We start from the raw sequence: 24,397 nt of genomic DNA on the forward strand, positions 1-24,397 counted from the left end.
CCCCGGGGACCCTCGACGCGCGGGTTACTCACTGGTTAAGGTGCGCCGACGATCCGATGGGGAGCGAGATGGGGAGGATGCCGTGGCGGCTACGGAACCGGCGGCCGGGGACGACTCGCTGTACGTCCTGACCGCGTGCCTGCTGACGCCCGCGCGCTTCCCGAGCGTGCTCGGCGACGACTACCCGGCGGCCTGCGCCGCCCTCGGCCTCGAACCGTACGAGGAGGGGTACGGGCTCGTCTTCGGCCAGGACGGGCTCGGCGCGCGCTGGACGGTCGTCATCGACGACGTGTCGCTGGTCGCGGTGGCCATCGCCTCCTGGGACTGCGGCATGGCCTACGACCTCTCCCCCGACGAGGCGTCCGTGGTCGCCGGGCTGCCCGGCTGGCCGCTCCCCGTCGCCACCCAGGCCCCGGGCGTCCCCGACCCGCACGACCCCGAGCCCGAGGAGGGCGATCCCGCCCCGCTGGCCCCGCCGTCCGGGGACGTGTGGGGCCCCGCCCAGCGACGGCTCGGCGCCGACGAGGTGGCCCTGCACTGGAACGAGTGGCGGGGCCGGGTCGGGCCCCGGCCCGCCCCGGAGCCGCCGGCGGCCGCCGCCGCGCCGGACGCCGCGGCCGATCCGTACACCGGTGTGCGCCGCGCCCTGGCCGAGCTGCGCGGCTACCTGGAGGAGCCGCCGCCGGTCGGCCGGGTGCGGTCCGGCTTCACCGGCGAGGGCGCGCGGACGCTCCGCGCCGACGGCCCCGGCTGGTCGCTGGTGGCCCGCACCGACGACATGGCCTTCGTCCTCCTCGACGAGCTGCCGCGCGAAGTGCTCCCGGTGAGCCGCGGCCCTCGGCTGCCCGCGCTGCTGGAAGGGCTCGACGCGATCGCCGTACGCCCCTCCTGACCGGGGGTCAGACGCGCTCCAGCGGGCGGTGCGGACCGGCCGGCAGCTCGACCCGGACCGGGTCGCCGGGCCGGACCTCGCCGCCGGTCAGCACGATGCCCATGATCCCGGCCTTGCGGACGAGCGCGCCGTCGGCGTCGCGGCCCACGACCTGCTTGAGCAGTCCGTGGCTGAAGCCGTCGATCTGGGCGCACGGGTTGCGCAGCCCGGTCACCTCGACGACGGCCTCCGCGCCGAGGTGGAGGAGGGCGCCGGTGGGCAGGGCGAGCAGGTCGACGCCGCGGGTGGTGACGTTCTCTCCGAGGTCGCCGGGGGCCACCTCGAAGCCGGCCGCGGCGACCTCGTCGAAGAGCTCGCCGTGGATGAGGTGGACCTGCCGGAGGTTCGGCTGGGTGGGGTCCTGGGCGACCCGCGAGCGGTGCTTCACCGTGACGCCGGCGTGGACGTCGCCCTCCACGCCGAGGCCGGCGAGGAGCGTGATGGCCTCGCGGTTGGGCTTGGTGAAGGAGTAGACGCCGTTGCTGCTGACGGTGGTGACGGTGCCGTCGCTCATGTGGGAGACCCCCTGGTCGCTCGGTGCCGGGCGGATGCGCGTTCGACCCTACTCCGGGCGTCCCGCGCGCTCCTCGCGGAGGGTGGCGCCCACCTCGTGGAGGTGGCCGAGCGCCTGCCGGTAGGAGTCGACGAAGCCGGTCTCGGTGTACGGGATGCCCAGGGCCCGGCAGTGGGCGCGGACGGCGGGCTGGGCGAGCCGCAGGTGCGGGCGGGGCATGGACGGGAAGAGGTGGTGCTCTACCTGGTAGTTGAGGCCGCCGAGGAACCAGTCGGTGAGGGCGCCGCCCCGGATGTTGCGGGAGGTCAGGACCTGGCGGCGCAGGTGGCCCCAGCTGTCGCCGTCCTCGTGCTCGTCGGGCCGCTCCATGCCCTTGTGGTTGGGGGCGAAGGCCAGGCCGAGGTGGACGCCGAACAGCATCTGGTGGACGAGCGCGAGGACGAGGGCCTGGGCGGGGGTGAGGGCGGTGAGGAGCAGCGCCGCGTAGCCGGCGAAGTGGAGGAGGAGCAGGGCGCCTTCGGTGAGGCGCTCGCCGCGGGTGCGGTAGGGGCCGTCCTTCGCGAGCAGGGCCCGGACGCCGTACAGCTTGAGCGCGAGGCCCTCCAGGGTGGTCAGCGGGAAGAAGAGCAGGGCCTGGTGGCGGGTGAGGAAGCCGCGCAGGCCGGTGCGGCCCGCGGTCTGGTGCTCGGCGAAGACGAGGACGTCGGCGGCGACGTCCGGGTCCTTGTCGAGGTGGTTGGGGTTCGCGTGGTGGCGGTTGTGCTTGTCGTTCCACCACTCGCGGCTCATGCCGAGGAGGAGGTTGGCGTGGACGAGCTGGACCGCCCGGCCGGCCCGGCGGTCCGCGGTGATCTGGGCGTGGCCCGCGTCGTGCGCGGTGAAGGCGGCGCGGGCGGAGAGCAGCGCGAGGGGGACGGCGAGGAGGACGGACCACCAGGTGGGGCCGGCGAGGAGGAGGACGACGGCCACGGCGGCGAAGCCGAGGAGGGTGAGGGCGATGTCCCGGGCGTACCAGCCGGGACGGTGGTCGAGCAGGCCCTGGCCCTTCACCAGGCGCAGGAGCGGGGAGAACTCGCTGCCGCCGCCCCTCGTCCGTGCGGCGGGCGCCGGGGCGGGGGCGAGGGCGGTGGCCTGGGGCATGGGCGGGCTCCGGCTTCTGTGAGAGGGGGCGGCTGCCGTCCGCGCCGAGGGGGCGGCGGCGGTCTTCACCGTACGGATCCGTGACGGCCCGGAACCATGGCGTCACCACCCGGCCGCGCCCGGGGGCGGGCCGGGGCCGGGGGGTGGGGCGTTCCCCACCCCCCGGGCCGGGGCGGCGCGCGTGTGTCGGGCGTCACGCCCGGATGGGCGCGTTCCGGGACGCCGGTGGGGTAAGGTCGGCCGTTCCCTCACCGGTAGTCAAATTTGAGGAGTGCGTTGACGTCGTCGCCGGGATCCCCTCGTCCCTCCGCCGCACCCGCTGCCGTCTTCCTGCCCGCCGACCCGCCGCGCACCGGCCGGATCGCCCTCTGGTCCCCCGAGGACGAGCCCCTTCCCTCACCGGGACCGGCCGGAGCGGTACCGGACGAGCTGACGGTGGTGGACGGCACCGACCTCCAGACCGTGTCCGTCCCCGCGCTCTCCCTGTCCGTACGGGACGCCCTGCCGTTCCTCGCCCGCGCCCGGCTCTCCGGCGGGGCCGACCCGGCCGCCGCCTTCTGGGGCGGTGCCGCGCTCCTGGCGCTGGACTTCGCCGCGCGCGGACTGCTGCTGCCCGGGGTGACGGCCGGCGGGCACGACGCCTGGCGGGCGGGCCCCCTGGGACCCGAGGAGCTGGACCGGCTGCGGACCCTCGCCGCCTCGATGCCGCCGACCGCGCACGCCGTGCCGCTGGACCCCGCGGACGGGGCCGCCGAGGCGGAGGACCGGCTGCTGCCGGAACCCGAGGCGCTGCTGCGGGCCTTCCTGGACGCGGTCGCCGACACCCTCCCCCGCACCCCCGCCGCCGCGCTCGCCGCCGGCGGGCCGGCGTTCGCCGCCGAAGAGCCGCTGTCCGTCCCCGAACAGCGGGCGTGGGCGGCCGACCTGGCGGCCGGTCACGACACCGGCGTACGGCTGTCGCTCCGCGTGGAGCTCTCGGACGGCGGGGCCGGCACGGCGGAGACGCCGGGCTTCCGCGTGGTGCTCCAGCTGCACTCCGCCGCCGACCCGGCGCTGGTCGTGGACGCGGCCGACGCCTGGTCGGGCGCCGGGCCCGCGGCGGCCTCGCTCGGGCCCCGTGCCCGGATCGACGCCCTGCTGGCGCTGCGGCGGGCCGCGCGCGCCTGGCCGCCGCTCGCCCCGCTGCTGGCTGCGGCCGTGCCGGACACGATGGAGCTGGCCGACGAGGAGGTCGTCGAGCTGATGGGCCCGGCGTCGCGCGCGCTGGCCGCGACCGGCACGCGGGTGCACTGGCCGCGCGAGCTGACGGACCGGCTCACCGCACGCGCGGTGGTCGGGCCGGTGGAGGAGCCCGGTCCGGCCGGGACCGCACCCGCCTTCCCCGGGGGCGGCTCCGGCGGAACCGCGTCCGCCCTCCCGGAGGGCGGCGCCGGCGGCGGGGTGCCCTCGTTCCTCTCCGCCGACGCGCTGCTCGCCTTCAACTGGCGCTTCTCCGTGGGCGACCAGGAGCTGACCCGGGCCGAGCTGGACCGGCTCGCCGAGGCCGGGCGGCCGCTCGTCCGGCTGCGCGACCGGTGGGTCCTGGTCGACCCGGCGGAGCTGCTGCGCGCCCGGGAGCGGCAGGACCGGAAGGTGACGCCGGTCGACGCGCTCGCGGCCGTCCTCACCGGCACCACGGAGGTCGACGGGCGTCAGGTCGAGGTCGTCGCGACCGGCGCCCTGGAGCGGCTGCGCGAGCGGCTGGCCGACCCCGAGGGCGGCGTCCGGGAGGTCCCGCAGCCCGCCGGGCTCGCCGCCACCCTGCGCGACTACCAGCTGCGCGGCCTGAACTGGCTGCACCGGATGACCTCGCTCGGCCTCGGCGGCTGCCTCGCCGACGACATGGGCCTGGGCAAGACCATCACGGTCATCGCGCTCCATCTGCACCGGCAGGGCGAGCCGGCCACGGCGGGACCCACCCTCGTCGTCTGCCCGACCTCGCTGATGGGCAACTGGCAGCGGGAGTTCGAACGGTTCGCGCCCGGCACGCGGGTGCGCCGCTTCCACGGCACCGCGCGCGACCTGGACGGGCTCGCGGACGGGGACGTCGTACTCACCACCTACGGCACCATGCGGCTCGACGCGGAGCGGCTGGCCGCCCGGGCGTGGGGGCTGCTGGTCGCCGACGAGGCACAGCACGTGAAGAACCCGTACTCGGCGACCGCCCGGCGGCTCCGGACGATCGGCGCACGCGCGCGCGTGGCGCTGTCCGGCACGCCGGTGGAGAACAACCTCTCCGAGCTGTGGGCGATCCTCGACTGGACGACCCCGGGACTGCTCGGCGGGCTCGGGGCCTTCCGGCGCCGGTACGCGGCCGCCGTCGAGGACGGCACGGACCCGGCGGCCGCCGAACGGCTCGGCGCGCTCGTCCGCCCGTTCCTGCTGCGCCGCCGCAAGTCCGATCCCGGCATCGCCCCGGAGCTGCCGCCGAAGACCGAGACCGACCGGGCCGTCTCCCTGACGCCGGAACAGGCCGGCCTGTACGAGGCGGTGGTGCGCGAGAACCTGCTGGCCATCGGGGAGGCCGAGGGCATGGCGCGGCGCGGTCTGGTGGTGAAGCTGCTGACCTCGCTCAAGCAGATCTGCAACCACCCCGCCCAGTACCTCAAGGAGGAGCGGCCGCGGCTCGCCGGCCGCTCGGGGAAGCTGGAACTCCTGGACGAACTCCTCGACACCATCCTGGCCGAGGGGGCGAGCACCCTGGTCTTCACCCAGTACGTGGGGATGGCCAGGCTCCTGGAGGCGCACCTGGCCCGGCGCGGGGTGCCGACGGAGTTCCTGCACGGCGGCACCCCGGTCGCCGCGCGGGAGGCGATGGTCGCCCGCTTCCAGGCCGGCGAGGTGCCGGTCTTCCTGCTGTCGCTGAAGGCGGCCGGGACGGGCCTCAACCTCACCCGCGCCGAGCACGTGGTGCACTACGACCGCTGGTGGAACCCGGCCGTGGAGGCGCAGGCCACCGACCGGGCCTACCGGATCGGGCAGACCCGGCCGGTGCAGGTGCACCGGATCGTCGCCGAGGGCACGGTCGAGGACCGGATCGCGGCCCTGCTCGACCGCAAGCGGGAGCTGGCCGACGCGGTGCTCGGCACCTCGGGCGACGCGCCGGCGGAGCTGACCGAACTGACCGACGCGGAACTCGCGGAGCTGGTGCGGCTGCGCGCGGACGGCGACGAGCACGGGAACGGGAACGGGGACGGACGATGAGCGGGTACGGGACGGGCCAGGAGTCCGGGGAGCTGACCTTCGCGGCGCCGCCGCCCGTGCGGGGCGGGGCCTTCGCCCGCACCTGGTGGGGCCGGGCGTGGCTCAAGGCGCTCGACGACACGGCGCTCGACGGCCGGCAGGTGAAGGTGGGCCGGCAGCGCGCCCGGGCGGGCGCCGTCGGGGCCGTGTCGGTGCGGCCGGGGCGGATCACCGCCCTCGTGCAGGACCCCGACGGCAGCGCGTACCGCGGCGACGTACTGGTGCGCGTCCTGACGGACGAGGAGTGGGACCGGCTGCTCGACCTCGCCGTCGACAGCGCCGGGCACATCGCCGCGCTGCTCGACCACGAGATGCCGCCGCACCTGGTGGAGGACGCGGCGGGGGTCGGCGTCGACCTGCTGCCGGGCGTCGGCGACCTGGAGCCGGAGTGCGGCTGCGAGGCGTGGGACCACTGCTCGCACACGGCGGCGCTCTGCCACCAGATGGCGCGGATCCTGGACGAGGACCCGTTCGCGCTGCTCCTCCTCCGGGGGCGGGGCCGGCGGGCCGTCGTGGACGCGCTCCAGGCCCGCAGCGCCGCCCGGGCGGGCGGCGGGACCGCGGCCGGCGCGCCGCGGGACGCCGGTGCCGGAAGCGCTCCGGCGGGGGTGTCGGCGGCGGAGGCGTACGCGCTGCGGGACATCCTGCCGCCGCTGCCGGCCGTGCCGGTGCCGGAGGCGGCGCCCGGGGAGCCGCCGTCGCTGGACACGGAGACGGATCCGGAGCCCGGAGTGGAGCCCGCCGCACTGGAGTTCCTGGCGGCGGACACGGCGGCCCGCGCGCACCGGCTGCTCACCGAGCTGCTCGCCGGCCGGACGGCTCCTCCGGGCGTCGCGGCGACGGGCCTGTCGGTCGCCGAGGACGCGGTGCGGCTCGCGGCCGGCCGGCCTCCGGCGTGGGTCGCGGGGCGGCTCGCCGCGCGCACCGGGCGGTCCCGGGCGGGCCTGGAGCTGGCCACGCGCGCGTGGCGGTGGGGCGGGGCCCCGGCCCTCGCGGTGCTGGAGGAGTCCTGGGCGCCGGACGGGGCGGCCCTGGCGCGGGCGGCGGCGCGGCTCACCGAGGCGTGGGAGGACGGCGAGGGCCCGGAGCTGGTCCGGTCGGGGGCGCGCTGGACGGTGGCGGGCGCGAAGGCGCAGCTGCGGCTCGGGGAGGACGGCCGGTGGTGGCCGTACCGCTTCGACGGGGGCGCGTGGACCCCGGCGGGTCCGGCGGACCGGGATCCGGCGGCGGCGCTGACGACGGCGACGGGCGAGGGCGAGCGGGACGAGTAGGGCGCTCCCCCACTTCCCCGCTCCCGCGGGGCCGCGGCCCCGCGGGGCCGGCGTGCGCCTCCGGCGGCGGTGATGGCCCGGGCTCCCCGTGCGGGAGCCGCGGGCGCCCTCGGCATGTTTCGGAATGACCGGTAAAAAGCACGAGCCCTGATCGCTTGTTGTCATTTTCGATATGCATTCCTGCTCTCTTATGGAGCTGGAATGACTGATAGAACCCTTCCCTCCATCGAGGTCACACGCCAATCCCGAACTGACTATGCTCCGCAGATGTGTTGCGCCCCGCTCACAGCGAGTCATGAACGCTGGGAGCGGGCGCCGACGGAGCACGGCCGCGAGGAGACGAGGGCATCGACGCGTGGGCGAGGGAACCCGCCAGCGGTCCCATTCGAGCACGTGTACGCAACCGATCGAATGTCCCCTCTTTCCTGTCGGCACGTCGCGCCGCTTCAGTCCGCTTCCTGTTCCAGACTGTTTAGGGAAACCGTTGATGGTTCGCGCAGGTTCAACTTCCAGAGCCAGGCCGGGTGCGACGGCTCCGGTGTGGCTCGTCCCGCCGGCGGTGCTCGCCGCCCTCTTCGCCATAGGGCTGCTCTTCGCGCCGGCGCAGATACGGACACCGGTGGCCTGGTACGGCTTCGCGGCGGTCTCCCTCACGGTCGGCAGCGCGGCGCTGACCGTGCGCCTGGCACGGGCGGCCGAGGAAACCCGTCACACGGGCGCGCTGCGGGCGGCGCGGCGGGCCCACGCCGAGAGCGAGGCCGCGATGCTCGCGCGCCTGGCCGACCAGCGGACGAGCACCGTGTGGATGGCCGAGCAGCTCCTGCCCGCTGCCGTGGCCCGGCTCCAGAAGGGCGACTCCACCTCGGAGATCGTGAAGTCCGTCCGCTTCGGCGACCATCTCGACCCGGAGTTCACCGAGGCGCTGAAGCACGCCCTGGAGACCCTCCTGCAGGCCGTCGAGGCCGAGGAGAACACCCGGGACTCCTCCCAGCGCGCCCTCGTGGCCGTCGCCCGCCGCGTCCAGGCGATCGTGCACCAGCTCGCCAAGGACCTCCGCGAGATGCAGATGGTCCACGGCACGGACCTCGTGCTCGCCCGCGGTCTGCAGGACGTCGACCACCGCAACGCGCTCATCGGCCGCCTCGCGGCGAGCATCGCCGTCCTCGGCGACGCCCGCCCCGGACGCCAGTGGTCGAAGCCCATCCCCCTCTACGACGTGCTGCGCGGCGCCATGTCGCGGATCGTGGACTACCCCCGCGTGAAGCTCCAGTCCGTCACCGAGGCGGCGGTCATCGGCCCCGGCGCCGAGCCGCTGATCCACCTGCTCGCCGAACTCCTCGACAACGCCACGACGTTCTCGCCGCCGCACTCCCCCGTCGAGGTGAGCGCCGTCGAGGTGCCCTCGGGCATCGCGATCGAGATCGAGGACCGCGGCGTCGGCCTCACCGAGGAGGTCCGCAGCCGCATCAACCGCGTCATGACGGACTCGTCGTCGGGCCTCTTCCTCGCCGGTCTCGGCGAGGTGACCCAGCTCGGTCTGCCCGTGGTGGCCCGACTGGCCCGCGAGCACGGCTGCGACGTCGACCTGCGTCCCTCCGCCTACGGAGGCGTACGGGCCGTGATCCTCGTACCCCGACGTCTGATCACCACGGTGGAGAAGCCCGTCGTGAGAACCCCTGAGCCCGCACGGAAGCGCGCGGCAGGACCGCTCCGTCCGCTGCCGTCGCGCGGCGGCCCCTCGGTGCCGCCGCCGGCGCCCGTACCGCCGCCCACCCCCCTCCTCCCCTCCTCCTTCGACGAGGGCGCGGCGCCGTTCATCGACGGGCAGACCCTCAACGGCCTGCCCAAGCGCCGCCGCGACTCGCCCGTCCCCACGCCGGTCGTCCGCACCGGCCCCGAGCCCACGCCCGCCCCGAGCAACCCCGCCCGCCAGCCCGGGCTGATGTGGGAGGCCTTCAACGGCGACAAGCGCTCGGGCTCCGCATCCTCCACTCCGCACCGCCAGCCGTCTGATGAGGTCGAATAACATGCAGCCACTGCCCAACATCGACTGGATGCTCACCGAGCTCGCGGGCAGCGTGCCGCACGTGCGGCACGTGGTCGTCCTCTCGGCGGACGGTCTCAGCATCGGCCAGGCCAACACGGCGCCCGACACCGCCGACGCGATCGCCGCCGCCTGTTCCGGCATCCAGAGCCTCGCCCGGGCGATCGCGCAGATGTTCCCGCACGGGAACGGCTCGACCCACATGGTCGGCATCGAGGCCGACGGCGGCTACTTCTCCCTGATGGCGGCCGGCCCCGGCGCCTACCTCGCCGTCCTGGCCGACGCGGAGGTGGACGCCGGCCTGCTCGGCGACCGCATGCGGACCCTCGTGACCAGGATCGGCCGGCACATGACCAGTCCGCCGCGTGAAGACGTCCGGCAGGCGATGTGACCTCGGACAACCCGAAGCCCTGGGAGGAGGGCACCCCCGTACCGCTGTACGTCATCACCGGCGGCGAGGGGTCCTCGGCCAAGACCTTCGACCTGGTCACCCTGATCGCGACGAGGGCCGAGCCCGAGCCCTCGATGCAACCCGAGCAGGCGTCCATCCTCACCATGTGCGAGTACCCGCTGTCGGTGGCCGAGGTCTCGGCCTACCTCAGCCTTCCGTTCAGCGTCGTCACCGTGCTGCTGTCCCAGCTCGTCGACGACGAACGCGTCGAGGCGATTGCGCCCGTGCCCGTCGCGGCCTTCCCCGACCGCGGCCTTTTGGAGGCGGTGATCCATGGACTACGGAGACTCTGACACGCTCAGGGCGGGGCCGCGCGCACCCGACCTGCTGCTGCCGCACGGCGCCAGGGGCGTCAAGGTGGTCGTCGTCGGCGGCTTCGGCGTGGGCAAGACGACGATGGTCGGAGCGGTGAGCGAGATCCAGCCGCTGACCACCGAGGAACGCATGACCCAGGCCGGCGTCGGGATCGACCACAACCCCGGCGTGACCGGCAAGAACACCACGACCGTCGCGATGGACTTCGGCCGGATCAGCATCAACGAGGAGCTGATCCTTTACCTGTTCGGGACCCCGGGACAGGAGCGCTTCTGGTTCCTGTGGAACGGGATCTTCGAGGGCGCGCTCGGCGCCGTGGTCCTCGTGGACACCCGCAGGATCGAGGTCTGCTTCGAGATCATCACCCGCCTGGAGGACCGCCGCGTCCCCTTCGTGGTGGCCGTCAACACCTTCCCCGAGGCCCCCCAGTACCCGCTACCCGAACTGCGCACGGCGCTGGCCCTCAGCGACTCCGTCCCCCTGGTCACCTGCGACGCCCGCGACCGGGCGTCCTGCCGGGACGCGCTGCTCTCGCTGATGGTCTACCTGTGCTCCCTCGCCGCCCAGGAGACCGCATGACCCTCCCCGCCCACGAGCACGCCGCACAGGCCCCGGGGCTCGTCCCACCACCCGGCTGCCCGGCCCACGCGGCCACCGGACCCGGCGGCGCGGCCCGGCTCTACGGCCCCGCCGCCGAGACCGACCCCATGGGCCTGTACGAGGAACTGCGCGCCGCCCACGGACCGGTGGCGCCCGTCCTCCTCGACGGCGACGTGCGCGCCTGGCTCGTCCTCGGCTACAACGAGAACCGGGACGTGGCGACCCGCGCGACCCAGTTCTCCCGCGACCCCCGGGTCTGGCACGGCTGGAGCACCGGGGAGATCGACCCCGCCACCTCGCCGCTGATGCCGATGATCGGCTGGCGCCCCGACTGCGTCTGCGCGGACGGCGAGGAGCACCAGCGGCTGCGCAGCGCCGTCACCGCCTCGCTCGACCAGTTCGACCACCGGGGGATCCGGCGCCGCATCAACCGCTTCGCCCACGAGCTGATCGACACCTTCTGCGAGGCGGGCGAGGCGGAGCTGGTCGACCGCTTCACCGAGCACCTGCCGATGCTCACGCTGATCCACCTGCTGGGCATGTCCGACGAGGAGGCGCCGGAGCTCGTCCAGGCCGCGCGGGACCTCTTCAAGGCCACCGAGACCTCACTCGCCAGCAACGCGTTCGTGGTGGCCAGCCTGGAACGGCTGGTCCAGGAGAAGCACGTGAAGCCCGGACAGGACATCGCCTCCGCGCTGTTGTCCCACCCGGCGGGGCTCACCGACGAGGAGGTCGTGCACCACCTGCGCCTGGTCCTGCTCGCCGGCTACGAGACCACCGCCAACCTGATGTCGAACGTGCTGCGGATGGTGGTCACCGACCCGCGGTTCCGCGGCTCGCTGGCCGGCGGTCAGATGACGCTGCCGGAGGCCGTCGAGCAGGTCCTGTGGGACGAGCCGCCGCTGATGGTCTGCCCGTCCCGCTACGCCAACGGCGACACCACGCTCGGCGGTCAGCGGATCATGGCGGGCGACATGCTGCTGCTGGGCCTGGCCGCCGGGAACATGGACCGGGCGGTCCGCCCGGATCCGGCGGCGCCCGTGCACCACAACCGCGCGCACCTGTCCTTCAGCGCCGGCAGCCACGAGTGCCCCGGGCAGGACGTCGGCCGCATCATCGCCGACACCGGCATCGACATCCTGCTCACCCGGCTGCCCGACATCGCCCTGTCCGTCCCGGAGGAGCAGCTGAGCTGGCGCTCCTCCACCTGGGCGCGGCACCTGACGGCGCTTCCGGTCTCGTTCGCGCCGCGGGCGCCGCGGGGCCACCAGTCCGAGGCTCCGCTGCCCGCCGCCCCGCCGCCGCACGCGGCCGGGATCCCGGCGCCGGCCGCGGCGCCGGAGGCGGCTCCCGCCGTCGCCCCCGGGCCGGCCGGACGGCCGGGGGCACGGCCGTCATGGTGGGAGCGGCTGCAGCGGCTGCTGCGGCTCCGGTAGGTCCGTCACGGCTCGGCGTCGACACCGAGCCCGACGGCGGAGGGGGGTGTCGCCGCGTGCCGGCCGGCACCCCTTCCGTACCACTGCTCGGGGGGAGCCGAGGCGGGCAGGCGCTGTTCCGGGAAGGCCGGGTCGGTGGGGACGTAGCGGGGCGCGCCCGTGTACCAGGCGTGGAGGCCGGAGAGGAAGCTGCACGCCCCGCCCAGCCAGGTGTCCAGCTCGGCCCGCTCCTCCGGGTCGAGCCCGGCGCGGCGGGCGAGCAGGGGGACGTCCTCCTCGCGGAGCTGTTCGAAGTCGCGCATGCGGGAGTTGACCAGGTGGACGGAGGCCGGGACGGCCTCGCGCAGCGGGATGCCCAGGGAGGTGCCGAGGACGACGACGAGGTTGTTCACGTCGTGTTCCTCGTGGACCTCCCGCTCGTAGGAGGCGATGTCGTTCGCCAGGCCCATGACGTCCATGAACGCGGCGGTGAGGCCGCGCACGGTCCGGTGGTGGCGGATCCGCTCCGGTATTCGGGCGCCCGTGGCGAGTTCGACGGAGTAGGGCGCGGTGTGGGCGGCGAAGCTCTCGCGCCGGAAGGGGGCGTAGTCGATGAGGTGGGGGACCCGGCCGGTGCGGCTGTTGGCCAGCTCCTCGACGCCCGCGTCGACGTACCGGGCCAGCGCGCGGCTGAACTCCTGCCGCCAGTGGGCGAGCCGGGGCGGGAAGAGGTGCTGCTGGAGGTCGGCGATGCCGCGTTCGACGGCGTTGACCGGCTCGGGCAGGCGGGCGCCCTCCTCCGGGCGCAGGAAGGCGTGGAGCCGGGCGGTGAAGTCGTGGGCGCCCTGGAGGTCGCTCGTCCGCTTGAAGGAGTGGGCGAAGTAGTCGTCCCAGGCGAGGGCCCAGATGTTGAAACGGTGGTTGAGCCGGAGGGCGGCGGGTGAGGCGTCGGGCAGGGTCCAGGCGGTGAGCAGGTCCACCGTCATGGCCCGGAACTGGGCCTGGGTCCAGATCGGCCGGCGGTCGGGCCGATCGTCGCCGCTGTCCAGCATGCCCATCTCGCGGGCCCAGGTCTCGCTCTCGGCGCGGAGCCCCGGCAGGTGCGGATTGACCTTGAGTGGATGAGGCATCCACAACGCGGGGATTTCGACGGCATGCAGGGGCATGGTCGCTCCACCTCCTTCAGTCCTCGGAACCCGTTGTATGTTGCCGCTGTTACTGACGGCCGACAATTCCCGCCACGCAACGCTGCAAACCTGCCCGCCCGAACCGGCCCACAACCCCCGGACCGGACGCGTCCGGATCACGGTAACCCTGGCGTCTTGCTGGGCAGTTGTCTTCTCGTGAAGTCACGGGGTCGTCGATGGACCACTGGCCCGCCCGCACGGGCGCGCCGACGACCATGGCCTGTTCCGGCTCGCCGCCGGGACACCGCGCGGACCCGGGACGCCGGGAGGTGGGGACGAGCGTCGCGCCGAGAGTCACGAAGGCGGGAACAGTCCGTCGCCGCGGGACGGTTCCTGTTCCGCGCGCGCACCCCGGGGCGGGATGATGGGCACATGATGACGCTCGCCGAGGTGGACGCGCTGGCCGGCCGCGCGCACGCCGGTCAGACCGACAAGACCGGTGTCCCGTACGTGGAGCACGTCAGGGCCGTCGCCGCCGGGCTCGCCCCGCTCGGGCCGGAGCTCGCCATGGCGGGACTGCTCCACGACGTCCTGGAGGACACCCCGTGGACCGCGGGGGAGCTGCGGGCCGCCGGGGTCCCCGACCGGGTCGTCCGGATCGTCGAGGCGGTCACCAACGAGCCCGGAGGCTCGTACGAGGAGAAGATCCGGCGCGTCGCGCGGGATCCCGACGCCACCCTGGTGAAGATCGCCGACAACGCGCACAACAGCCGCGCGGACCGGGCGGCGCGGCTCGCGCCGGAGCCGCGCGAGCGGCTCGCCGCCAAGTACCGGGCGGCGCGGCGGGTCCTGTGGGCGGCGGCCGATCCCGGGCAGGTCGCGACGATCCTCCGGATCGTCAATCCGGACCTCCTGTCCGAACTCCCGGGCGCGTAGGCCCCGCCGGGGCAGGAACGCGGCGGGGCCCTGAGGGGCGCCCGGCGGCGGCGGGCCGCGGGGCGCCCCTCAGGGGGTTTCGGGGCCGGTCAGGCGCGGCAGCGGAGGAGTTCGAGCGGCGGGTGGGCGAGGAGGTCGGCCCAGAACTCCTCGCCGTACGCCTCGTAGCCCGCCGCGGAGATCCGCAGCGGCAGCCACTCCACGTCGCGGAACCCGGCCCCGGCCAGGGCGTCCTCGTAGACCTCGCGGCGCGGGGCGGCGCCCACGATGCTGATGGGGTGCGGGTCGAGGAGGGCGGTGACCCGGACCCGGGGACCCGTCTCGATCTCCTCGCCGGTCGGTTCGCAGCGGAAGCCGTACGACTCCAGGGACGCGCAGTCGAAGGCGTAGTCGGGCTTCTGCGCGAACACGTAGAACCGTCCTCCCGGCACCAGATGGGCGTGGACGTTGGCGCACATGCGCTCCATCTCCGCGACGGAGCTCGCGTAGTTGAGGCACTGCACGCCGAGCGCGAGGTCGAACGGCTCGTCGAACGGGCGCAGTTCGGCGACGTCGCCGACCTCGTAGCGCAGGCCCAGCGGGTCGCGGTCCTCGATGGCCCGGGCGGCGGCGATCATCTCGGAGGAGATGTCGACGCCGAGGACGTCCGCCGCGCCGCGCCGCTTGAGCTCCCGGCTGTAGAAGCCGGTGCCGCAGGCGAGGTCGAGCACCGACCTGCCGGTGACGTCGCCGACCAGTTCCAGGACGCTGGGCACCTCCCCGTAGCGGGCGAGGGGCAGGGCCTTGAAGCCCTCGAACGCCTCGCCGATCCCGTCGTACTGCCGCACCGTCATCGTGCTTCCCCTCGTGGTCCCCGGGTGGCGCTTCCGTCAGGCACCGAGTCTGCGTCGCCCCCGCCGGTCATCCGTACTGTCGGATGCCACGAGAAGACGGCGGGCGCCCGCTCGCATCCCCCAAGGAGACGTCCTGATCGGGGCGTTGGCCGGCCGGTACGGCACGGGGCGCGACGGCGCGGACCAGGAACCCGGGACGCGGAAGGCCGCACGGGCCGGGAGGGCCGCTCCCCGTGCGACCCGCGTCAGTCGCCGGGTACGGGCTCCGGGCCGGGCGCCGGAGCCGGGCCGGGTACGGGCTCCGGGCCGGCCGCCCTCAGGTCGGCGAGGAGTTCGGCCTGTCCGGCGAGGACGCCGGAGAGGATCGCCCGCGCGACGGCGAGCAGCTCCGCCACCCCCGGGTCGGTGAGCGCGTAGCGCACGGCGGAGCCCTCGCGGCGGGCGACGACCAGGTTCGCGCGCCGCAGCACGGCGAGCTGCTGCGAGAGGTGGGCGGGCTCCACGGCGACCTCGGCGAGCATCTCCGAGACGGCGTGCTCCCGTTGGCTCAGCAGCTCCAGGACGCGGATGCGCACGGGGTGGCCGAGGGTCTTGAAGAACTCCGCTTTCAGCTGGTAGAGCGGCGCGGTCCTGGTCATGGCGGGGGTCAGACCTTCTTGACCACGCTCGACTTGAGCTGCATGGGGCCGAAGCCGTCCACCTTGCAGTCGATGTCGTGCCCGTCGACGCCGTCCACGAGGCGGATGTTGCGGACCTTGGTGCCGGCCTTGATGCCGCTGGGGCTGCCCTTGACCTTCAGGGTCTTGACGACGGTGACCGTGTCGCCGTCGGCGAGCACGTTGCCCACCGCGTCCTTGATCACCCCGGCGCCGTCCGTCTCGGTCCCGGCGGCGGCCTCGCCGCCCGCCTGCCACTCGTGGCCGCATTCGGGGCAGACCAGCAGGGCGCCCATCTCATAGGTGTAGACGCCGGAGCATTCGGGGCACGGGGGCGGGTTCTCGTTCACCCCGCGATCCTACTGAGCGATGTGACCAATTGCGAAAAACGGCAAGTCGCCGGAAGGCTCCTTCGACGCCCCGGCCTCCGTGTCACGCCGCTTCCGCCTCCGCGTCACGCCCCGCAGACCACGATCAGGACGTCGCCCGCGGACCAGGTCCTGGACGCGGCCTTCGGCGGGTTGAGGCGGGGGACGGCGCAGTCGCGGGGGCGGTAGCCGATGGCGGCGGCGCCCTGGCGGGCGGCCGCCGCGACCAGGTCCCCGAAGGTGGCCTCGGTGCCGGACGGGAGGAAGTCGGCGGCGGGACGGAGGCGGACGCCGTCGCCGGTGGGGGAGAACAGCTCGTCGAAGGCGGCCGCCAGGTGGCCGTTCTGGGACACCTGGGCCAGGAGCAGGGCGGTCAGCCGGCCGGTGACGAGGAGGTCGGTGCGGGGGCCGGCGGGGGCGAGGGGGCGGTTGCGGGCGTCGGTGAGCTCGGCCACCACCGGTACGGCCCGGCCCGAGCGCCGTTCGCGCGCCCGGAGGTGGAGGAGGGCGACCAGGGTGCGGCCGTCGGGGTCCGGCCGGCCGTCGCCGTCCGGGCCGGCGAGGACCACCACGTGGTCGTACGCCTCCGGCTCCGCCGGCACCCCGCCGCCGTCCTCCCGCACCGCCGCCACCCCGCCCCTCGCCAGCCCCTCCAGCACCCGCTCGGCCCGGCCGTTCCAGCCCAGGACCAGGGCCCTGCGGGGTGCGGACTCGGGGGCGGGCGGAACGGGACAGGGGGCCGCCGTGGCGGCGGGTCCGGCGGGTCCGGCCGCTCCGACCGGTCCGGTGGCCAGGACCGCCGCGCGGTGGTCCTCGGCCAGGACGAGGAGGCCGTCGCCGGGGGCCAGCTCGGTGTCCCGCGGGGGGTTGAGGCGCGGGGTGCCGTCCCGCCGGACGATCCCGACCGCGCAGGAGTCGGGGCAGGCGGCGGCGAGTTCGCCGTAGCGGCGGCCGGCGAGACCGGGCCGGTGGAGGGTGTGGAGTTCGGCGCCGGCGAAGTCCAGCAGGTCCTCCAGGACGAGCGCCAGGCCGGGCTCCAGGACGCACTGGACGAGCAGCCGGGCCGCCAGGTCGTCGACGTCCAGGACCACCGCGCCGGGCCCGGCGGCCAGGCGGGCGGTCGCCAGGTGGGCGCCGTCCCTGACCGCCGCCACGACCCGTACCGGGCAGCCCTCCCCCACCGCCGCCCGGAGCGCGAGGAGCGTTCTGATCACCTGCGCGTCGCCGCCGGGACCGTCCGGCGGCAGCACGACGACCGCCTCCGCCGCGGCGGGGGTGACGCGGGCCAGGGCGGCCGGGTCGGTGGGGCGGCCCCGGCGGCACAGCAGCCGGATCCGGACGCGGGACGGCAGCGCGTCCCGCGCCTCCCGCTCGGTCTCCGCCTTGTCGCGGTCCGCCAGCACGACCACCGCGCCCCCGCGCCGCTGGGCGTGGGCGGCGAGCAGTTCGGCGAGGACCGTGGGCGCCTGTTCGGACCAGCCGAGCAGCACCGTGTGGCCGCGTTCGACCACCGTGGTCTGCCCGCGCTCCAGCTCCGCCAGCCGGTCGGTGACGGCGGTGGTGACGATGCCGACGAGGGTGGAGACGTACAGCAGCGACACCAGGGCCAGGAAGACCGAGAGGGCGACCCGCAGCGGCGGGCCGACCTCGCCGCCGAGCCGGAGGGTCTGGCCGACGGTCCGCCAGACGGTGGCCGCCTTGCCCTGGAGGGTGTCGGGCGACGCGTCGTCGGTCCACACGAGCAGGGCGCTCACGGGCGCCACCAGGGTCAGGCAGGCCAGGGCGAGCCAGGCGGCCAGGGCGGTCGCCCCGCGCACCACGGTCCGGTCGACCCAGTACCGCGCCCGGTCCCGCACGCCCGGCCGGGCCGGGGGACCGCTCGCGGACCGGCCGGCCGGACCGGGACCCGGCCGGGCCCGTCGGGGCGCCCGCTGGGAGGGGACCGTGAACTCGCGCTCCTTACGCACGGCAGCAGGGTGGCGGCGGCCCCGGCGGGAAACGCCGCCGATGCCCGCCGTTCATCCTTTCGGGCAGGCGCACGGGCGGCAGGCGTTCGAACCGCGCCCCCGGCGCGCGCGTCCTCGCGCCCGGGGTGCGCCGGTTTCAGCTCCGGAGGTACGAGGCTCCGTTGAGGTCCAGGATCGTCCCGGAGGCCCATTCGGCGGCGGGCGAGGCGAGCCAGAGGACGGCGGCCGCGATCTCGTCCGGGTCTGCGACCCTTCCGAAGGGGCTCTGCGCGCGGATCGCGGCGCCGCCGGGGCCTTCGAGGCGGGGCGCGACCCGTTCCGTGGCGAAGAAGCCGGGGGCGACCGAGGCGACCGCGATGCCGTGCGGAGCCAGGGAGACGGCGAGGGACTGGCCGAGCGCGTGGACGGCGGCCTTGGTGGCGCCGTAGGCGGGGTGGTCGGGCTCGCCCCGGAAGGCGCCCCGGGAGCCGATGTTGACGATCCGTCCGGCCGCGCCCCGGTCGATCAGGCGGCGGGCGACGAGGTGGCTCAGGTTCGCGGTGGCGAGCAGGTTCACGGCGACGTGCCGCTGCCAGAGCGCCGCCCACTCCTCGTACGGCGTCTTCGCGAGGGGGTGCGGGAGGTTCACGGCGGCGTTGTTCACCAGGACGTCCACCCCGCCGCCGTCCCCGCCGAGGGCCTCGGCGGCCGCGTCGACGACCCGGGCCGCCTCCGCGGGGTCCGCGAGGTCGCCGCCGACCAGGACGTGTCCGGTCCCTTCGAGGGAGTCGAGGGTGGAACGGGCCTCGTCGGCGCGGGTGCCGTAGTGGACGGCGACCCGGTCGCCGTTGGCCGCGAAGGCCCGGGCGACCGCCCGGCCGAGCCCTCGGGAGGCTCCGCTGACGAGGACGCCGCGGCCTGAGTCGGGCAGCTTCACCGGTGTGCCTTCCGGTCGGGGACGTGCCGTACGGTCCGTCATTCTGCCCGGAGGGCGGGAGTGAGGGGCGCGGCGGGCCGGTGGACGGGGCCGGGGCGGAACCAGCGGCCACCATTTGGAAGGTTTTGTATCAGTCCGGATGCCAATCCGGTCAGGGAGAGTTCCGAACCGATCAAGAACGCCTCTATAGTGCGGTCGTTCCGAACCTCCCCTGTGCCTGCCTCTCGAGAGTCCGGTTGATGTCGGCGTCGCCCACCCCGTTCCGCCCTGCCCTGATCGCCTCCCTGCTGACCGTCGCCGCGGGTGGTGCGCTCACCGCCGCCGCGACGAGTGCCGCCCCGGCCGAAGTCCGCCCCTCACTCGCCTGGTTCGCGGTCTGCGGGGTGCTGCTCCTCGGGGCCGCCACCTTCGCCCTGACCTGGTACGCGCGGACCGCCCGCGGCCTGGCCAGGCGGGCCGAACAGCTGGCCGCCCAGGTCGCCTCCCAGGACACCTACGCCGCCCGGCGGCAAGCCGCCTTCGAGCGCGAGACCGATGCCCTGAAGGAGCGTCACGAGGCCGCTGTCGCCGCCGAGGCGGCCGCCCACACGGCCCGGACCGACGAACTCGTCCGCGCCCAGCGGGCCGAGGCCGAACGGCTCGCCGCCGGCCACGCGGCCGCGGTCGCCGGCCTGGAGCAGCGGCTGCGCCGCGCCGAGTCCGCCCGCTCCGCCGCCCTCGCCGCCGCCGCCAACGCGGCCGGCCGCATGCAGGCGCTGGCCACGAGCATGATGGCCGACCTGCGCGAGATGGAGCACCGGCACGCCGACGAGGACGTCCTCGCCGACCTGCTGCACCTCGACCACCGCACCGCCCAGGCGGGCCGGCTCGCCGACTCCGTCGCCGTCCTCACCGGCGCCCGCTCCGGCCGCCGCTGGGCCCGGCCCATCGTCATGGAGTCGATCCTGCGCGGCGCCATGGGGCGCATCGCCGGCTACCAGCGGGTCCGGCTGCACTCCAAGTGCGAGGCGGCCGTCGCCGGCCACGCCGCCGAGGGCGTCATGCACGCGCTCGCGGAGATCCTCGACAACGCCGCCAACTTCTCCCCGCCGAGCGCGGAGGTCCACGTCTACGTGGAGGAGGTCCCGGCCGGCGTCGTCATCACCGTCGAGGACAGCGGCCTGACCATGAGCGACGTCCAGCTCCGGCGCGCCGAGGCCGCCGTCGACGCGACGGCCCAGGACCTGGCCGGACTCTCCGGCACCCGCCTCGGCCTGCACGTGGTCGGCCGGCTGGCCCGCAAGCACAACCTGTCGGTCTCCTTCCGGCCCTCCGCCCGCGGCGGCACCGGCGTCGTCCTGATGGTCCCCCAGGAGATCGTCACCCGCGGCGCCGAGACGGCCGGGCCGCCCGCCGCCGAACGGCCCGCCGCGCCGCTCGCCGTACCCGCCCCCCGCACCGCCCCCGACTCCGTGCCGCCCGCCGAGCCGGAGGCCGTCCCCCGGGCCGGGGGCGAGGCCCCCGCCGGTACGGACGGGTCCGGGATCCTGCTGCCCCGCAGGCGGCGGGGCAAGACCCTGGCCGCGCACCAGGAGACCGGCAAGGCCCCCGCCGAACCGGCCCGCCCGGCCGCGCCCCGCACCGGCGAGGCGGCCCGCGCCCGCTTCGGCGGCTTCCAGAGCGGCCTGCGCGGCACCGGGGCCCCGGCCCCGTCCGGCGGGACCCCCGCCGCCGGTCCCGACCCCTCCGCTCCCCCCGCGACGGAACCGACCACGCCGTCCTCGAACCACCCCCATTCGGAAGGCAATCCGCGATGACCGGCACGACCACCGACGACAAGCTCAGCTGGCTCCTGGAGGGCCTGCTGGAACGGACCCCGGGGACCCGGCACGCCCTGGTCCTCTCCCGGGACGGCCTCAAGCTCTGCCGCACCTCCGGCCTCTCCGTCGACCAGGCCGACCAGCTCTCCGCCATCGCCGCGGGCATCCAGAGCCTGTCGCACGGGGCGTCCGTGGAGTTCGGCGACGGCACCGGCGGGGTCCGCTCCGCGATGGCCGAGTTCTACGGCGGCATCCTCTTCATCGTCGAGGCCGGGGAGGGCGCCCACCTCGCGCTGGTCGCCGACGAGGACGCCGACGCCGGGCTCGTCGGGCACAACATGACCGAGCTGGTCGAGCAGCTGGGCGAGCACCTCGTCGCGAGGCCGCGGGGATGAGCCGCGTCAGGCCGGGTCGCGACGACTCCCCCGACCGCCTCTACACCCTGACCGGCGGCCGCAGCGGCACCGGATCGACCGCCTTCGACGTGGTCACGCTCGTGGTGGCGGAGAGCGATCCGGTGCCCGGCATGCAGTCCGAGCACGCCGCCATCCTCCGCATGTGCCGCTTCCCCACCGCCGTGGTGGAGGTCGCGGCCGGACTCGGGCTGCCGGTGTCGATCACCAGGATCCTCCTGGCCGACCTGCACGACACCGGCCGGATCAGCGCACGGCACCCGCGCCCCACCTCGTACCGCCTTCCCGATCACGACATCCTGGAGCAGGTGCTCGTTGGACTCCGCAATCTCTGAGCAGCACCAGACCCTGAGCAGCACCGCCGACAACGGACTGAAGATCGTCGTCGTCGGCGGCTTCGGAGTCGGCAAGACCACCCTCGTCCGCTCGGTCAGCGAGATCCGCCCGCTGAACACCGAGGAGACCATGTCGCAGGCGGGCGAGGGCATCGACGACACCGTCGGCGTCGCCGCCAAGACGGCCACCACCGTCGCCTTCGACTTCGGCCGGATCTCGCTGGACGCGCGCAACGTGCTGTACCTGTTCGGCGCGCCCGGCCAGGAGCGGTTCTGGTTCCTGTGGGACCGGCTCTTCTCCGGGACGCTCGGCGCGGTCGTCCTCGTCGACACCCGCCGGATCGCGGACTCCTGGTACGCCGTCGACCGCCTGGAGCACCACGGCACCCCGTTCGTCGTCGCCTGCAACGACTTCGGCGGCCCCTCGCACTCCCCCGCCGAGATCCGCGAGGCCCTCGACCTCGCCGACGAGGTCCCGCTGGTCTTCTGCGACGCCCGCTCGCGGGAGTCCAGCAAGCAGGTCCTCATCTCGCTCGTCGAGCACCTGAAGAACGTCGTCGCCGCCGACCCCGAGCAGGGTCCGCGGCCCGTCCCGGAGCCCGCCCCGTGAACCCTGCCGAGCCCGCGCCGGTCCCGCTGAGCGGGCCGCGCTTCCACACCGACCCCGTCGAGCTGTACCGGCGGATCCGGCGGGACCACGGGGCCGTCGCCCCGGTCGTCCTCGACGGCGACGTGCCCGCCTGGCTGGTCCTCGGCTACCGGGAGCTGCACCAGGTCACCAGCGACCCGGTGCTCTTCTCCCGCGACTCCGAACTGTGGAACCAGTGGGACGCCATCCCCGCCGACTGGCCGCTGCTGCCCATGATCGGCCGCAAACAGCCGTCGATCCTCTACACGGTCGGCGAGCGCCACCGCGAGCGGGCCGAGGTGATCTCGACCGCGCTGGAGTCCGTCGACCCCTTCGAACTGCGGCGGCGCGCCGAGCGCTTCGCCGACGAGCTGATCGACGGGCTGTGCGGCAAGGGCGCGTGCGACATCATCGCCGAGTACGCGATGCTGCTCCCCGTCCGGGTCCTCGCGAGCATCTACGGCTTCGCGGACGAGGAGGGCCCGGCGCTGGTCACGGCGATGAACGACATGATCAACGGCGGTCCCGGCGCGCTGGCCGGCCAGCAGCACCTGGCGGGGGCGATGGTCGCGCTGCTCACCGCCAAGGCCGCGGAGCCCGGCGATGACGTCGCCTCGCGGATGCTCGGCAACACCGTCGGGTTCACCGTCGAGGAGGTCGCCCAGGACCTCATGGTGATGATGGCCGCGGGCCACCAGCCGACCGCCGACTGGATCGGCAACTCGCTGCGCCTGATGCTGACCGACGACCGCTTCGCGGCCTCGCTCTCCGGCGGCCGGCACAGCGTCGGCGAGGCGATGAACGAGGTGCTGTGGGAGGACACCCCCACGCAGAACGTCGCCGGCCGCTGGGCCTCGCGCGACACCCACCTGGGCGGGAAGCGGATCGACCGCGGCGACCTGGTGCTCCTCGGCCTCGCCGCCGCCAACGCCGACCCGCACGTCCGGGCCGACGCCGGCGCCCTCACCGGCGGCAACAACGCCCACCTCTCCTTCGGTCACGGCGAGCACCGCTGTCCGTTCCCCGCGCAGGAGGTCGCCGAGACCATCGCCCGGACGGGCATCGAGGTCCTGCTCGACCGGCTGCCGGACGTCGACCTCGCCGTCTCCGAGACCGCCCTGACACGTCGCCCCTCCCCCTGGCTGCGCGGCCTGACCGCGCTGCCGGTGACGTACACCCCGACCCCCGCCCTTGGAGGGACCGCATGACCTGCCCCATCGACCACACCGCCGCCGAGCCCGTGGTCCTCGACCCCTTCGTCACGGACCTCGACGGCGAGGGCGCCCGGCTCCGCGAGGCCGGTCCGCTGGCCCGCGTCGTGCTGCCCGGCGGCGTGCCCTGCTACGCGGTCACCCGCCACGCCGAGGCCCGGGCGCTCCTCACGGACTCCCGGCTCGTCAAGGACATCGAGCGGTGGGGGGCCTGGCAGCGCGGCGAGATACCGCTGGACTGGCCGCTGATCGGCCTCGCCAACCCCGGCAGGTCGATGCTGACGGTGGACGGCGAGGAGCACCGCCGGCTGCGCACGCTGGTCGCCCAGGCGCTCACCGCGCGCCGGGTGGAGCGGCTGCGGGCCGGCATCGAGGCCCTGACGGCGGGTCTGCTCGACCGGCTCGCGGAGCGTCCGGCGGGCGAGACGGTGGACCTGAAGGCGGAGTTCGCCTACCCGCTGCCGATGAGCGTGGTCAGCGAGCTGATGGGCGTGGACGCGGCGGACCACCCGCGGATGAAGGCGCTGTTCGAGAAGTTCTTCTCGACGCAGACGCCTCCGGAGGAGGTGCCGCAGATGATGGCGGACCTCGGCACGCTCTTCGCCGGGATCGTGGCGGGCAAGAAGGAGTCGCCCGGCGACGACCTGACGAGCGCGCTGATCGAGGCCTCGGAGGACGGCGACCGGCTCAGCACGGAGGAGATCACCAACACCCTCCAGCTGATGGTGGCGGCCGGTCACGAGACGACCATCAGCCTCATCGTGAACGCCGTGGTCGCCCTGGAGACCCACCCGGAGCAGCGCGCCCTGGTCCTCAAGGGCGAGGTGCCCTGGGAGAACGTGATCGAGGAGACCCTGCGCTGGTCGACGCCGACCTCGCACGTGCTCATCCGGTTCGCGAGCGAGGACATCCAGGTCGGCGACCGGGTGCTGCCGAAGGGCGAGGCGCTGATCGTGTCCCACGGCGCGATCGGCCGGGACGAGGAGCAGCACGGCCCGACGGCGGGCGACTTCGACGTCACCCGCGCGTCGATCCGTCACATCTCCTTCGGCCACGGCCCGCACGTCTGCCCGGGTGCGGCGCTGTCCCGCCTGGAGGCTTCGGTGGCGCTCCCCGCGCTGTACGCCCGCTTCCCCGAGCTGCGTCTCGCGGTGCCGCGCGAGGAGCTGCGGAACAAGCCGGTGGTCACCCAGAACGACCTGTTCGAGCTGCCGGTCGTGCTCGGCTGAGACATCCCGCCGCCCT

The 24,397-nt window shown here is 74.9% G+C and carries 23 protein-coding genes; 15 read left to right on the forward strand and 8 right to left on the reverse strand.

Annotation, left to right across the window (positions count from 1 at the left end):
• Window positions 1–82: 82 nt before the first annotated feature.
• Entirely contained in the window at window positions 83–892 is an 810-nt protein-coding gene (locus ACF1ED_RS10035; RefSeq protein WP_391758480.1) for a hypothetical protein, read from the forward strand.
• Window positions 893–899: 7 nt separating this feature from the next.
• On the opposite strand, the gene ACF1ED_RS10040 is transcribed toward ACF1ED_RS10035, so the two are convergent.
• Together ACF1ED_RS10040 and ACF1ED_RS10045 are read right to left on the reverse strand one after the other, a co-directional pair.
• The gene (locus ACF1ED_RS10040; RefSeq protein ID WP_391758482.1) at window positions 900–1,445 is read right to left on the reverse strand and encodes an MOSC domain-containing protein; all 546 of its coding nucleotides are present in this window, start codon (window positions 1,443–1,445) and stop codon (window positions 900–902) included.
• A 48-nt stretch (window positions 1,446–1,493) separates the two neighbouring features.
• On the reverse strand, window positions 1,494–2,585 hold the full coding sequence (locus ACF1ED_RS10045; protein WP_391758484.1) for a fatty acid desaturase family protein: 1,092 nt from the start codon (window positions 2,583–2,585) through the stop codon (window positions 1,494–1,496).
• A 276-nt stretch (window positions 2,586–2,861) separates the two neighbouring features.
• Between ACF1ED_RS10045 and ACF1ED_RS10050 the strand changes: the two genes are divergently transcribed.
• The 7 genes from ACF1ED_RS10050 to ACF1ED_RS10080 all read left to right on the forward strand — a co-directional run bounded on the left by ACF1ED_RS10050 (window position 2,862) and on the right by ACF1ED_RS10080 (window position 11,984).
• Window positions 2,862–5,828: a DEAD/DEAH box helicase gene (locus ACF1ED_RS10050; protein ID WP_391758486.1), complete on the forward strand. Its 2,967-nt coding sequence runs from the start codon at window positions 2,862–2,864 to the stop codon at window positions 5,826–5,828.
• Window positions 5,825–7,138 (forward strand): SWF or SNF family helicase, encoded by a 1,314-nt coding sequence (locus ACF1ED_RS10055; RefSeq protein ID WP_391758488.1) that lies wholly within the window; start codon window positions 5,825–5,827, stop codon window positions 7,136–7,138. Before ACF1ED_RS10050 ends, ACF1ED_RS10055 begins: the two co-directional genes overlap by 4 nt.
• Before the next feature lie 538 nt (window positions 7,139–7,676).
• Window positions 7,677–9,164 carry a sensor histidine kinase gene (locus ACF1ED_RS10060; RefSeq protein ID WP_391758490.1) on the forward strand — a complete coding sequence of 496 codons (1,488 nt, stop codon included), beginning with the start codon at window positions 7,677–7,679 and terminating at the stop codon, window positions 9,162–9,164.
• 1 nt (window position 9,165) lies between these two features.
• The gene (locus ACF1ED_RS10065; RefSeq protein ID WP_391758492.1) at window positions 9,166–9,573 is read left to right on the forward strand and encodes a roadblock/LC7 domain-containing protein; all 408 of its coding nucleotides are present in this window, start codon (window positions 9,166–9,168) and stop codon (window positions 9,571–9,573) included.
• Window positions 9,570–9,926, forward strand: a complete 357-nt coding sequence (locus ACF1ED_RS10070; RefSeq protein ID WP_391758494.1) for a DUF742 domain-containing protein — start codon at window positions 9,570–9,572, stop codon at window positions 9,924–9,926. Before ACF1ED_RS10065 ends, ACF1ED_RS10070 begins: the two co-directional genes overlap by 4 nt.
• Window positions 9,907–10,527, forward strand: coding sequence for an ATP/GTP-binding protein (locus tag ACF1ED_RS10075; RefSeq protein ID WP_351854496.1), 621 nt, complete (start codon window positions 9,907–9,909; stop codon window positions 10,525–10,527). Before ACF1ED_RS10070 ends, ACF1ED_RS10075 begins: the two co-directional genes overlap by 20 nt.
• Window positions 10,524–11,984, forward strand: coding sequence for a cytochrome P450 (locus ACF1ED_RS10080; protein ID WP_391758496.1), 1,461 nt, complete (start codon window positions 10,524–10,526; stop codon window positions 11,982–11,984). Before ACF1ED_RS10075 ends, ACF1ED_RS10080 begins: the two co-directional genes overlap by 4 nt.
• A 5-nt stretch (window positions 11,985–11,989) precedes the next feature.
• Here ACF1ED_RS10080 and ACF1ED_RS10085 read toward each other — a convergent pair whose 3' ends face one another.
• Window positions 11,990–13,129: a hypothetical protein gene (locus tag ACF1ED_RS10085; protein ID WP_391758498.1), complete on the reverse strand. Its 1,140-nt coding sequence runs from the start codon at window positions 13,127–13,129 to the stop codon at window positions 11,990–11,992.
• Window positions 13,130–13,522: 393 nt separating this feature from the next.
• Between ACF1ED_RS10085 and ACF1ED_RS10090 the strand changes: the two genes are divergently transcribed.
• Window positions 13,523–14,026, forward strand: a complete 504-nt coding sequence (locus tag ACF1ED_RS10090) for an HD domain-containing protein (RefSeq protein WP_391758500.1) — start codon at window positions 13,523–13,525, stop codon at window positions 14,024–14,026.
• A gap of 89 nt (window positions 14,027–14,115) precedes the next feature.
• Here the strand turns inward: ACF1ED_RS10090 and ACF1ED_RS10095 are convergent, their stop codons facing one another.
• The 5 genes from ACF1ED_RS10095 to ACF1ED_RS10115 form a co-directional block, all read right to left on the reverse strand.
• The gene (locus tag ACF1ED_RS10095) at window positions 14,116–14,859 is read right to left on the reverse strand and encodes a class I SAM-dependent methyltransferase (RefSeq protein ID WP_391758502.1); all 744 of its coding nucleotides are present in this window, start codon (window positions 14,857–14,859) and stop codon (window positions 14,116–14,118) included.
• Between the two features lie 245 nt (window positions 14,860–15,104).
• A complete protein-coding gene (locus ACF1ED_RS10100) occupies window positions 15,105–15,497 on the reverse strand; it encodes an ArsR/SmtB family transcription factor (RefSeq protein WP_391758504.1) in 393 nt (130 codons plus the stop codon).
• An 8-nt stretch (window positions 15,498–15,505) separates the two neighbouring features.
• Window positions 15,506–15,865 (reverse strand): zinc ribbon domain-containing protein YjdM, encoded by a 360-nt coding sequence (locus ACF1ED_RS10105; RefSeq protein ID WP_391758506.1) that lies wholly within the window; start codon window positions 15,863–15,865, stop codon window positions 15,506–15,508.
• Between the two features lie 104 nt (window positions 15,866–15,969).
• The gene (locus ACF1ED_RS10110; protein ID WP_391758508.1) at window positions 15,970–17,850 is read right to left on the reverse strand and encodes an NAD-binding lipoprotein; all 1,881 of its coding nucleotides are present in this window, start codon (window positions 17,848–17,850) and stop codon (window positions 15,970–15,972) included.
• Between the two features lie 136 nt (window positions 17,851–17,986).
• Complete coding sequence (locus tag ACF1ED_RS10115; protein ID WP_391758510.1) at window positions 17,987–18,808, reverse strand: SDR family NAD(P)-dependent oxidoreductase; 822 nt, start codon at window positions 18,806–18,808, stop codon at window positions 17,987–17,989.
• 197 nt (window positions 18,809–19,005) lie between these two features.
• On the opposite strand from ACF1ED_RS10115, the gene ACF1ED_RS10120 reads away from it, so the two are divergent.
• Genes ACF1ED_RS10120 through ACF1ED_RS10145 form a run of 6 tightly spaced genes read left to right on the forward strand, consistent with a single transcriptional unit; the run spans window position 19,006 to window position 24,381 of the window.
• Window positions 19,006–20,562: a sensor histidine kinase gene (locus tag ACF1ED_RS10120; protein WP_391758512.1), complete on the forward strand. Its 1,557-nt coding sequence runs from the start codon at window positions 19,006–19,008 to the stop codon at window positions 20,560–20,562.
• Window positions 20,559–20,960, forward strand: coding sequence for a roadblock/LC7 domain-containing protein (locus tag ACF1ED_RS10125; RefSeq protein WP_043225763.1), 402 nt, complete (start codon window positions 20,559–20,561; stop codon window positions 20,958–20,960). The genes ACF1ED_RS10120 and ACF1ED_RS10125 overlap by 4 nt, the downstream gene beginning before the upstream one ends.
• Entirely contained in the window at window positions 20,957–21,313 is a 357-nt protein-coding gene (locus ACF1ED_RS10130) for a DUF742 domain-containing protein (protein WP_383461992.1), read from the forward strand. The genes ACF1ED_RS10125 and ACF1ED_RS10130 overlap by 4 nt, the downstream gene beginning before the upstream one ends.
• Window positions 21,294–21,923: an ATP/GTP-binding protein gene (locus tag ACF1ED_RS10135; protein ID WP_391758514.1), complete on the forward strand. Its 630-nt coding sequence runs from the start codon at window positions 21,294–21,296 to the stop codon at window positions 21,921–21,923. Before ACF1ED_RS10130 ends, ACF1ED_RS10135 begins: the two co-directional genes overlap by 20 nt.
• The gene (locus ACF1ED_RS10140) at window positions 21,920–23,149 is read left to right on the forward strand and encodes a cytochrome P450 (RefSeq protein WP_391758516.1); all 1,230 of its coding nucleotides are present in this window, start codon (window positions 21,920–21,922) and stop codon (window positions 23,147–23,149) included. Before ACF1ED_RS10135 ends, ACF1ED_RS10140 begins: the two co-directional genes overlap by 4 nt.
• Entirely contained in the window at window positions 23,146–24,381 is a 1,236-nt protein-coding gene (locus tag ACF1ED_RS10145) for a cytochrome P450 (RefSeq protein ID WP_391758518.1), read from the forward strand. Before ACF1ED_RS10140 ends, ACF1ED_RS10145 begins: the two co-directional genes overlap by 4 nt.
• Window positions 24,382–24,397: the final 16 nt, after the last annotated feature.

The organism is Streptomyces sp. NPDC014656, from assembly GCF_043084305.1.
Classification (GTDB): Bacteria; Actinomycetota; Actinomycetes; order Streptomycetales; family Streptomycetaceae; genus Streptomyces.

Bases quoted from the DNA above. Each gene is read 5' to 3' on its own strand.
- ACF1ED_RS10145 (WP_391758518.1), top strand. From the start codon at position 23,146: ATGACCTGCCCCATCGACCACACCGCCGCCGAGCCCGTGGTCCTCGAC.
- ACF1ED_RS10090 (WP_391758500.1), top strand. From the start codon at position 13,523: ATGATGACGCTCGCCGAGGTGGACGCGCTGGCCGGCCGCGCGCACGCC.
- ACF1ED_RS10055 (WP_391758488.1), top strand. From the start codon at position 5,825: ATGAGCGGGTACGGGACGGGCCAGGAGTCCGGGGAGCTGACCTTCGCG.
- ACF1ED_RS10065 (WP_391758492.1), top strand. From the start codon at position 9,166: ATGCAGCCACTGCCCAACATCGACTGGATGCTCACCGAGCTCGCGGGC.
- ACF1ED_RS10080 (WP_391758496.1), top strand. From the start codon at position 10,524: ATGACCCTCCCCGCCCACGAGCACGCCGCACAGGCCCCGGGGCTCGTC.
- ACF1ED_RS10115 (WP_391758510.1), bottom strand. From the start codon at position 18,808: ATGACGGACCGTACGGCACGTCCCCGACCGGAAGGCACACCGGTGAAG.
- ACF1ED_RS10095 (WP_391758502.1), bottom strand. From the start codon at position 14,859: ATGACGGTGCGGCAGTACGACGGGATCGGCGAGGCGTTCGAGGGCTTC.
- ACF1ED_RS10040 (WP_391758482.1), bottom strand. From the start codon at position 1,445: ATGAGCGACGGCACCGTCACCACCGTCAGCAGCAACGGCGTCTACTCC.
- ACF1ED_RS10130 (WP_383461992.1), top strand. From the start codon at position 20,957: ATGAGCCGCGTCAGGCCGGGTCGCGACGACTCCCCCGACCGCCTCTAC.
- ACF1ED_RS10045 (WP_391758484.1), bottom strand. From the start codon at position 2,585: ATGCCCCAGGCCACCGCCCTCGCCCCCGCCCCGGCGCCCGCCGCACGG.
- ACF1ED_RS10100 (WP_391758504.1), bottom strand. From the start codon at position 15,497: ATGACCAGGACCGCGCCGCTCTACCAGCTGAAAGCGGAGTTCTTCAAG.
- ACF1ED_RS10085 (WP_391758498.1), bottom strand. From the start codon at position 13,129: ATGCCCCTGCATGCCGTCGAAATCCCCGCGTTGTGGATGCCTCATCCA.
- ACF1ED_RS10125 (WP_043225763.1), top strand. From the start codon at position 20,559: ATGACCGGCACGACCACCGACGACAAGCTCAGCTGGCTCCTGGAGGGC.
- ACF1ED_RS10120 (WP_391758512.1), top strand. From the start codon at position 19,006: ATGTCGGCGTCGCCCACCCCGTTCCGCCCTGCCCTGATCGCCTCCCTG.
- ACF1ED_RS10075 (WP_351854496.1), top strand. From the start codon at position 9,907: ATGGACTACGGAGACTCTGACACGCTCAGGGCGGGGCCGCGCGCACCC.